This window comes from Micromonospora sp. M42 (genome assembly GCF_000568915.1).
Taxonomy (GTDB): domain Bacteria; phylum Actinomycetota; class Actinomycetes; order Mycobacteriales; family Micromonosporaceae; genus Micromonospora; species Micromonospora chalcea.
This window is the reverse complement of record NZ_KK037233.1, coordinates 2,544,323-2,548,444: the sequence shown is the minus strand read 5'-3', so window position 1 is coordinate 2,548,444 and position 4,122 is coordinate 2,544,323. Positions and strand designations below refer to the sequence as shown.

The following is a 4,122-nucleotide window of genomic DNA, read 5'->3' as shown; positions in this document are numbered from 1 at the left end:
ACGCGGGGGAGTTGCGCCGGGTGCTGGTGAACCTGGTGGACAACGCTTCGGCACGCGCGTACCGGCGTGGAGCTGGCCGTGAGCGGGCCGGACGGGGCGTACCACCTGGTCACGGTGACCGACGACGGGCCGGGCGTCCCGGCGGCGGACCGGGAGCGGGTGTTCGCCCGGTTCACCCGGCTGGACGACGCGCGGGCCCGCGACGAGGGCGGCGCGGGCCTGGAAAAAGAAGATCGTGCGTGAGCTGGTGCGCCGGGCCGGCGGCGCGGTGGAGCTGGCCGACGCGGCGCCCGGCGCCGCCGCGCCGGGGCTGCGCGCGACGGTACGGCTGCCCGCGCTGGCCGAGCCGGACCCGGAGTGAGCGGTCAGCGGCGGCGCTTGGTGCAGACCGGGCCGGTGCGGGCGACGGTGTCGGTGGACCAGACGAGCGCGACGGTGAAGCAGTAGTCGGTGGTGCGGTCGAGCCCGTAGGCGATGTAGTCGGCGGAGCCGGCGGGCAGCGTGGCGAACGTGCCCTGCGGCTGCCCGGCACGGCCGCCGGCGACCACCACCGGTCCTTCCGCGCCCGGCGGGTACGTCCAGCTCAGCACGATGCTGTCGCGGCGGTCGGTGAGCGTGAAGCTGCCGGGCGGGGTGCCGGGCTTGGCGGCGGCGGGAGTGGACGGCGCGGGACCGGCGGAGGTGGGCGGAGGCGCGCTGGACGCCGGTGCGCCGGTGGCCGGTGGCGGGGTGTCGCGGCGGTCGTCCACCCGGGACACCCCGGCGATCACCGCGATGGTGCCGAGCAGCAGCGCCACCACCACGCCGAGCACCACGAGCGGCAGCCAGGGCAGTGTGCGCCGCTCGGCGGCCGGTGGCCGGGGCACGTGCACCGGCAGGTAGCGCGACGGCGGCTCGGGCGGGGCCGGTGGCACCCGGCGTACGCCGTCCGGCTCGTCGCCGGTGAGCCCGACCACAGTGGGCGGCAGCGGGTCCGCGCCGGGGCGCCACAGCGGCTCGGCCGGCTCGTCGGGCGGCCACGGGTAGTCGTCGAGCGCGTCGGCGTCGGCGTCGGGCGCGGTACGCGGCGTCGGCACGTGCGCGGTCTCGGCGGCCCGGCCGGGCGGGTGGTAGAGCGGCGTCTCGACCGGCTCGTCCAGCGCGGGCGGGCTGTACGGCGGCAGGTCGTGCGGCCCTTCGTCCTGCGGGGGGACCCGCGCGGCGGGCACCACCGGCGTGGTGCGGGCGGGCGGCGGCTCGGGAGCGGGCGCGGGCGGGGGCGCGGGGCAGACGTGGTCCGGGTCGGCGGCGGCGCGGGCCAGCCCGGCCACCTGGGCGGCGAGCGGGTCGTCGGGGTCCAGGTGCAGGCGGCACAGCTCCTCTGCGAGCGTCAGGTGCTCGTGCGCCTCGGCGTACCGGCCGCAGTCGCGTTCCATCGCGCCGAGCTTCGCCAGCATCTTGATGCCGCTGGGGTGGCCGTCGCCGTAGACCTCCCGGTGCAGCTCCCAGGCGTCCTGCAACCGGTCGCGCGCCACCTCGCACTGGCCGCGCGCGTACTCCACGGTGGCCAGGTCGGCGTGCGCGGCGAGCACCCGCTGCGATTCCGGGCCGTCGCGGGCGGTCAGCTCGATGATGACGTCGGAGTAGAGCCGGGCGGCCCGGGCGTCGCTGCCGACCCGGTGCAGCACCGCGGCGAGCGTCGCGGCGGCGGTGACTGTGCGCTCGTCGGAGCGGCCGAACAGCCGGGTGGCGGCCGCGTACGCGAACGCGGCCCAGCCGCGGGCGGAGTGCGGCTCGCCGAGCGCGACGAGCACCCGGGCCTGGAGTCCGGCCGCCTCGGCCAGTTCGGGGGAGGCGTTGTCGGGGCGGGGATCGGCGTCGCTGAGCGCGTCGGCGAGCAGCCGCTCCGCGCCGGTGAGGTCGCCTTCGGACACCAGTTGGTGCGCCTGGACGGTCAGGTCAGCGAAGCCGGAGGACACGCCCCATCGTGCTCGTCCGGCGACGGTATGTACAAGACCCGGAGTGGATCAGTTTGGTCCCGAATCCGTCAAGTGGTCGGCGAGCGTCTCGCTGATCCGGCGTAGCTGGTCGACCTGGGCCGGGCTGAGCGCGTCGAACAGGTGCCGGCGTACCCCCTCGACGTGGCCGGGCGCGGCGGCGGCCAGGGTGGCGAAGCCGGTGTCGGTGAGCACGGCGATCTGCCCGCGCCGGTCGGTGGGGCAGTCCTCGCGGCGGATCCACCCGGACGCCTCCAGCCGGGCGGCGGCGTGCGAGAGCCGGCTGCGCGAGGAGCCGGTGAGCTCGGCCAGCTCGCTCATCCGCAGCCGCCGGTCCGGGGCCTCGGAGAGGCGGACCAGGATCTCGTAGTACGCGTGCGGCATGCCCGCGTCGCGTTGCAGCTCGCGGTCGAGCGCGTCCATCAGCGCCCGGGAGGCGGTCAGGAAGGCGCGCCAGGTCCGCTGCTCGTCGGGGTCCAGCCACCGGGTCATGACGCCCATCATAGCGCCGATAGTTGAACGCTCAACAAAACCGGGGTACGGTCGGTGGCATGGGCATCCACCGACTCAACCACGCCGTCCTCTACGTCAGTGACCTGGAGCGCAGCGTCGCCTTCTACCGCGACGTGCTGGGCTTCCGGCGGGTCCCGATGACGCCCGAGGGCTTCCGCGGCGCCGCGTTCCTCCAGGCGCCCGACTCCACCAACGACCACGACCTCGGGCTGTTCGAGATCGGCGCGGCGGCCGGGGCGTCCCAGGCCGGCCGGGCCACCGTCGGCCTCTACCACCTGGCCTGGGAGCTGGACACGCTCGACGAGCTGGGCGCCACCGCCGAGCGGCTGGCCGCCGCCGGGGCGCTGGTCGGCGCGTCCGACCACGGCACCACCAAGAGCCTCTACGGCCGCGACCCGGACGGGCTGGAGTTCGAGATCGTCTGGATCGTCCCGGCCGAGCTGCTCGACGACGCAGCGCTGGCCGCGCGTACCCGCATCGGGCGGCTCGACCTGGACCGCGAGCGGCAGCGCTACGGCGGGCAGACCCGCGGCGGCGTGGGCATCTCCGTCCCGGTCTGAGCGGGGTTCACGGCCGGTCCCGCCGCGCCGTGCGGTAGAAACGGCACCATGTCGACCGACGCCGTCCTGCGCGAGCTGCTCGTCCGCCAGCTCGACCACTGGCTCCCCGCCGCGCTGCACCGGGCGCGGCGGGCCACGCTCGCGCTCGCGTACGCCGGGGGTGACGCCACCGGCTCGGAGGAGGCGTTGCGGGTGGTGGCCGAGTTCGCCGACCGGCTGCGCGGGCGGCGGCTGACCGTGCTGGTGGTGGCCGACGACGGCACCGACCTGGCGACGCGGCTCGGCGCCGCCGAGGCCGCGCTGCCGGCCGACGTCGCCGTGCACCTGGTGCCCGGCGGACCGGACCGGCTGCCGGTGGCGCTCAAGGCCGCGGGCGCGGCCGGCGCGCCGCTGCTCACCGTGGCCGACGGCGCCGACCCGGACCCGGCCCTGCTCGCCGCCGCCGCGTCCGGCCGCCCGGCCGAGCTGCTGCTGGTCACCGTGCCCGGCCGGTCGCTGCGCCCGGCGCTGAGCGCCGCCGGGTTCCCGCTCGCCACCGAGGTCGAGCTGGTGCCCGACGGGGACGCCCCGGCGCGGCTGCTCGGCTACGCCACCGGCTCCGACAAGGGGCTGGAGACGGTCAAGGAGGCGCTCTGGGCGGTCGACGAGTACGCCGGGGTGCGCTACCGCGACCCGGCCGACCCGCAGGGGCGGCTGCTCGACATCTCGCTCGAACCCGAGCCCGGCCCGCTGCGCCGGGAACTGCTGGCCGAGCTGGCCCGCTCCGGTCCGCGTACGGTCACCGAGCTGCGCCGCTTCGCCACCACGGCGACCGTCTACCGGGCCGCCCGACGCCAAACGGGCGCTGGCCTCGCTGCTCGCCTCCGGCGCGGCGACCCGCGATCCCGAGCACGGCCGGCTCGGCGGGGACGTGCTGATCAGCGCCGCCCCGAACGCTGGGTCATCTGCTTGACCACTATCGAGGCTCCGGTGGCGACCACACCGATGCTGAACACCATCTGCGCGCACACCGCGATGCGGCGATCTGGCCCTGGGCGTGTACGTCGCCGTAGCCGACAGTGGTGAGGGTGGCC

General features: G+C 76.6%; 3 protein-coding genes and 2 pseudogenes. 3 read left to right on the top strand and 2 right to left on the bottom strand.

All coding sequences use genetic code 11. From position 1 onward, the window contains the following. A pseudogene (locus MCBG_RS32480) lies at positions 1 to 361 on the top strand (ATP-binding protein); the annotation flags it as partial. A 4-nt stretch (positions 362 to 365) separates the two neighbouring features. Here MCBG_RS32480 and MCBG_RS11455 read toward each other — a convergent pair. After that, a complete protein-coding gene (locus MCBG_RS11455; RefSeq protein ID WP_043325533.1) occupies positions 366 to 1,958 on the bottom strand; it encodes a tetratricopeptide repeat protein in 1,593 nt (530 codons plus the stop codon). A 48-nt stretch (positions 1,959 to 2,006) separates the two neighbouring features. Continuing rightward, positions 2,007 to 2,477 carry a MarR family winged helix-turn-helix transcriptional regulator gene (locus MCBG_RS11450; RefSeq protein ID WP_043330503.1) on the bottom strand — a complete coding sequence of 157 codons (471 nt, stop codon included), beginning with the start codon at positions 2,475 to 2,477 and terminating at the stop codon, positions 2,007 to 2,009. Between the two features lie 50 nt (positions 2,478 to 2,527). Between MCBG_RS11450 and MCBG_RS11445 the strand changes: the two genes are divergently transcribed. Both MCBG_RS11445 and MCBG_RS11440 read left to right on the top strand, forming a co-directional pair. Further along, positions 2,528 to 3,049, top strand: a complete 522-nt coding sequence (locus tag MCBG_RS11445; protein ID WP_043325531.1) for a VOC family protein — start codon at positions 2,528 to 2,530, stop codon at positions 3,047 to 3,049. Between the two features lie 48 nt (positions 3,050 to 3,097). Then, positions 3,098 to 4,001 (top strand): annotated as a pseudogene (locus MCBG_RS11440) (hypothetical protein). Positions 4,002 to 4,122 lie beyond the last annotated feature (121 nt).